The following is a 4,630-nucleotide window of genomic DNA, read 5'->3' on the forward strand; positions in this document are numbered from 1 at the left end:
AAATAAGATTGCATAAAAGATAACAAAGCGTTACACACTCGACCGGGAACCCGCGCCTTTTTTCCAAATAACCTTGGTTGAGTTAAACGTGGTTAAAACACAGCCGGTTTGTGTTCCCGGCCGGTGAACTTTGTGTTAGGCTATGGTAATGAAAAGATATAAAAGGCGATTATGAATAGACAGGTAAACTTCAACTTCATTGAAGAAAAACTAACACAACTTGCATTTCGCATTGAGGTGCGAGGGGGTTTGAATATTTTAGACTTAAATCTGCATTCTGAAAATTTTTATCAACATTTGTTAAATTTGCTTTTCGACTGGGATCTAAAAAACCTTAATACTGAACAGAAAAACTCCGCCGGTGTTGATCTGGTCGATGCCACTAATAAAATTATTGCCCAAGTTTCTGCTACAGCAACGAAACAGAAGATTGAATCAGCTCTTTCCAAAGATCTTTCGAATTACAACGGCTATACATTTAAGTTTATTTCTATCTGCAAAAACGCCTCAAATTTAAGGACAAAAACATTTTGCAACCCTCATCATCTGGTTTTTTCGCCTTCTACAGATATTCTTGATATAATATCCCTCTTGAAATGTATTAGTGATATGGAAATTGACCGACAGAGAAGGGTCTATAAATTTCTTAAAAAGGAGCTCAAAAATGAACCTAATCCTGAAAGAATAGAGTCAAACTTAACGACAATCATCAAAATTCTTTCAAAGGAAGATTGGAATCGTGGAGGGATGGGTTTTGAAACAGTACCGTACGATCCTGAAATAAAGATTTCTTACAATCAATTGGAAGCTGCCAAAGTTCTTATTGACGATTATAAAATTCACTATCATCGCATTGATAAAATCTATTCTGACTTTGATAAACAAGGTGTGAATAAAAGCATTTCCATTTTAAATGGCATCCGAACGGAGTATCTTGCTCTTGGAGCAATTGTTTCTCCAGATCAGTGTTTTTTTTCTATTATTGAGAAAGTTGCCCATAAAATTCGGGCGAGTGTCAATTATACACCTATTCCCGATGAAGAGCTTGTGCTATGTGTGCAAATTCTTGTCGTTGACGCTTTTATTCGATGCAAGATTTTTAAAAACCCATCAGGAGGTGTTAATGCTGGTTCCTGACAATATTCATCCTGAGCAGACCATATACTTTAATGGTGCTTTTGTTCTGAAAATAATTCAAGAACGTCGTGTGATGGATATGCTCGATTTATATGTACAGACAACATCTGAGCGGGATATGACAATGCCGGTATTTGTGCTATGTCTTGACTGGCTTTTTCTTCTCGATTTGATAACATTGAATGATATTGGCAAGGTGGAGTTATGTTCCTGAAATCATTATCCATAACCCACGGTGATGGCACCATAATCCGAGATATCCTATTCCATCCCGGCCTTAATCTCATTGTTGATGAAACGCCGGATGAAAGTGGCAAAGAAACCGGAAACAATGTGGGTAAGACAACCGTTTTAAAACTAGTCGATTTCTGCCTCGGTGCTAAAGCGAAGGGAATATACTCTGATCAAGAAAACAAGCGGAACGAATACAAACTGGTTAAAAATTTCCTTATTGAAAATAGTGTATGTGTTTCGCTTTTGCTCAAAGATGATCTGTTTCAAGAAAGATCTCGAGAGGTGCTCATTGAGCGTAACTTTCTGAGCCGTAAATACAAAATACAGCGCATAAATGGAAAGGATAAAACTGATGATGAGTTTGAAGAAACGCTAACTGATCTCCTTTTCCCTGGACATTATGGTAAGAAACCAACATTTCGCCAAATAATTGCTCACAATATCCGCTATGAGGATTTAAGTATAAACAATACTCTAAAAAATCTAAACCGTTACACTCGAGATGATGAGTATGAAACACTTTATCTCTTTCTTTTTGGCTGCGATTTTGAACAAGGAGATACCAAACAAGAGCTACGTGCTCAAATCGATATCGAGGAAAAATTCAGGAAACGTCTTGAGTCTGAACAAACAAAATCAGCATATGAAGCAGCTTTAAATCTGATTCAAACTGACATTGATGAACTTGAGCGTCAAAAAGCCTCACTCAACCTAAATCCAAATTTCGAATCTGATTTAGAAAAGCTTAATAAAATTAAATACGAAATCAATCTTGCATCATCAGAAATTGGCAGACTTGAACTTCGCAGAGAGTTGATTTCAGAAGCTCAAAAGGAAATACAAGCGAGCAAATCCAATATAGACTTGCAACAGTTGCAGCAGATTTATCAGCAGGCTACATCTTTAGTGAGCGGACTTCAAAAAACTTTCCAAGATCTTTATGACTTTCACAACCGAATGGTGGAATCTAAGATCAAGTTCATTATAAAAGATTTGCCTGAAATTGACTCAAAACTTGCCGCACAACGTGAACATTTGAACAGTCTTTTGGCCGAGGAAACCGCATTAAGTTCAGTTATTATTCAAAGTGATTCTTTTAATGTACTTGAGCAATTGATTGTGGGGCTAAATGCCAAATACCAAAAAAAGGGTGACTATGAAAACACTTTACGTCAATTGGGCTCTGTAGAGTCAAAATTAATTGAACTTAATAATGATCTCATTGCAATCGACAATGAGCTATTTTCAGATGAATTTGCTTTGAAAATTAAAGACCAAATTAATAAATTTAATAAGCATTTTTCATCTGTATCAAATGAATTATATGATGAAAAATACGCACTGAAGGTTGATACAAAAACGGTAAAAGGGCGTCGCCTTTATGAGTTCACGGCATTTAATCTCAATTTCAGCTCAGGAAAAAAGCAAGGCGAAATATCTTGTTTTGACATTGCATACACGCTCTTTGCTGATGAGGAGAATATTCCTTGTATGCATTTCCTTCTTAACGATAAAAAAGAACTGATGCATGGCAATCAACTCCTTAGAATCGCCAACCTTGTCAATATGAAAGGAATACAGTTTATAGCCTCAATTTTGAAAGATAAACTACCAGGAGAGCTGAATAAAGATGAGTTTGTAATTCTAAAATTATCGCAGGGTGATAAGCTTTTTAGGATTGAAGAATAAGATACAGCCTAACAAGGCAAATTAACTCGGATGCAAATTCCGCTGCGCTCCATTTGCACCGGTTATTTGCGGCGTTAACTACTAAAAGCCAAAAAGGAGAGCAGGATGCAAAAATACGCTGATATTAACAATGATTCTGGTGTAGATAGTTTTGAAATCAACGATTCATCAATCACTGTTTGGTTTAAAGGCACGTCCCGTTCATATACTTATAGCTATGGCAGAGCAGGCCAACATCATGTTGAAAACATGAAAAAATTAGCGCTATCTGGTGATGGCCTAAACGCATATATAAATTACAATGTAAAATTTGATTATGACCGTTAATCATAATTGATTTTGTCGTTTTGCAATTTTCTTCTTTCTATCAAAACATTGTGCGCTTTAATAAAAAAATCGAATTCTTCTGGATTCAGGCTTTCTGTAGCCATAACACAGCATCTTGCTAACGCTATTTCATCAAAAGCTTTTTTTGGGTCTTTAAGATCGGTGATTATTTTTGTAGTAAACATAACTGCTCCTATAAAAAAATAGTTAACAAATCAATGAACCCAACGCCGAGTAAGTTACGTTTTTTATCCTTGGCCGGCGGCGGCGTGGGTTATTTCCGTCGTTGGCCAGATGGAGATTCTATGAACACTTGGGATGATTTCGAGAATGAAGCCAGACTCGTTGAAAAGACCACTATCGATCAAGATCCAGATACCGTGATGTTGCTGAAAAATTCTATCGGCGTATTTGCCGATGGATTTTCTGCTTCAGAGGGATCATCTGATACAGCAGACGACACTCTTGCCAAAATGAGCTTATTATCACATAGCTTTGGGACTCTTAAATGTTCAGCAGATACGGCATTAAGGGGGTACTATGTCCAATCTATGAATTTGCTTCGAATAGTGTATGAAAATTGGATTGCATTTAAATATATTGAAAAGAATCCTGATAAAGCCGTTCTTTGGCTTCGCGCAAGCAAGAAAAAGAAGCCGCCTGGACATGCTGCAATGCTTCAAGAAATAGATGAAGACTATAGCCCCTTAAAAGGCAAAATGAGAGGTTGGTATAAAACCCTTTGTAGTTTCGCTCACACTGATCCACTTAACTTGCTATCACAAATCTCTACCGATGCAGTACCCGATGAAACCTCAATTCAGTTTGGAACAACATTCAAAAAGGATTTATTTAGGACTTCCGCTTATTCAATATTCATTTGGACTGGAATATCTATTATGAATGTCAGTCCATGGGTGCCAGAGGATGACAAGTGGCATACACAGATGGCTGATGTTCAAGAGGAAATACTAAAATTCGTTGATCAGGAAAATAAGGCTTTTAATCCAAAAGGATCTTGAGTGGCCAACAATCGTGTTCAGGGGACGGCGAGGAACATGCCGTCCCTGACACGTAGCGTTATGCTCTAAGAAAAATAGAGGAGAAATGTTATGCAGACAGTTAAAGAAAAAATGACTGAAGTAATAAAGTCTCAACCGGATGATGCGTCATATGAAGAGATCATGCGAGAGTTAGCATTTAAACGTATGGTAGATAGAGGACTGGAAGATTCAAGAAAAGG

General features: G+C 37.1%; 6 protein-coding genes. 5 read left to right on the forward strand and 1 reads right to left on the reverse strand.

Annotated features, from left to right (window positions below; genetic code table 11):
* Positions 1–171: 171 nt before the first annotated feature.
* From VXK47_RS05850 to VXK47_RS05865, 4 genes are all read left to right on the forward strand, one after another.
* Positions 172–1,137: an ABC-three component system protein gene (locus VXK47_RS05850; RefSeq protein WP_435547835.1), complete on the forward strand. Its 966-nt coding sequence runs from the start codon at positions 172–174 to the stop codon at positions 1,135–1,137.
* Positions 1,124–1,351, forward strand: coding sequence for an ABC-three component system middle component 6 (locus VXK47_RS05855; RefSeq protein WP_435547836.1), 228 nt, complete (start codon positions 1,124–1,126; stop codon positions 1,349–1,351). Before VXK47_RS05850 ends, VXK47_RS05855 begins: the two co-directional genes overlap by 14 nt.
* Positions 1,342–3,060 (forward strand): DUF2326 domain-containing protein, encoded by a 1,719-nt coding sequence (locus tag VXK47_RS05860; RefSeq protein ID WP_435547837.1) that lies wholly within the window; start codon positions 1,342–1,344, stop codon positions 3,058–3,060. The genes VXK47_RS05855 and VXK47_RS05860 overlap by 10 nt, the downstream gene beginning before the upstream one ends.
* Positions 3,061–3,165: 105 nt before the next feature.
* Positions 3,166–3,387: a hypothetical protein gene (locus VXK47_RS05865; RefSeq protein ID WP_435547838.1), complete on the forward strand. Its 222-nt coding sequence runs from the start codon at positions 3,166–3,168 to the stop codon at positions 3,385–3,387.
* Here the strand turns inward: VXK47_RS05865 and VXK47_RS05870 are convergent.
* Positions 3,384–3,572: a hypothetical protein gene (locus tag VXK47_RS05870; protein WP_435547839.1), complete on the reverse strand. Its 189-nt coding sequence runs from the start codon at positions 3,570–3,572 to the stop codon at positions 3,384–3,386. The genes VXK47_RS05865 and VXK47_RS05870 overlap by 4 nt on opposite strands.
* Positions 3,573–3,692: 120 nt before the next feature.
* Here VXK47_RS05870 and VXK47_RS05875 point away from each other — a divergent pair, with 120 nt between their 5' ends.
* Positions 3,693–4,409, forward strand: coding sequence for a hypothetical protein (locus tag VXK47_RS05875; RefSeq protein WP_435547840.1), 717 nt, complete (start codon positions 3,693–3,695; stop codon positions 4,407–4,409).
* The last annotated feature ends 221 nt before the right edge of the window (positions 4,410–4,630 follow it).

The organism is Desulfobacterium sp. N47, from assembly GCF_051233685.1.
GTDB lineage: Bacteria > Desulfobacterota > Desulfobacteria > Desulfobacterales > RPRI01 > RPRI01.

Coding starts and splice junctions, on each gene's coding strand:
- VXK47_RS05850 (WP_435547835.1), top strand. CDS start 172: ATGAATAGACAGGTAAACTTCAACTTCATTGAAGAAAAACTAACACAA.
- VXK47_RS05855 (WP_435547836.1), top strand. CDS start 1,124: ATGCTGGTTCCTGACAATATTCATCCTGAGCAGACCATATACTTTAAT.
- VXK47_RS05860 (WP_435547837.1), top strand. CDS start 1,342: ATGTTCCTGAAATCATTATCCATAACCCACGGTGATGGCACCATAATC.
- VXK47_RS05865 (WP_435547838.1), top strand. CDS start 3,166: ATGCAAAAATACGCTGATATTAACAATGATTCTGGTGTAGATAGTTTT.
- VXK47_RS05870 (WP_435547839.1), bottom strand. CDS start 3,572: ATGTTTACTACAAAAATAATCACCGATCTTAAAGACCCAAAAAAAGCT.
- VXK47_RS05875 (WP_435547840.1), top strand. CDS start 3,693: ATGAACACTTGGGATGATTTCGAGAATGAAGCCAGACTCGTTGAAAAG.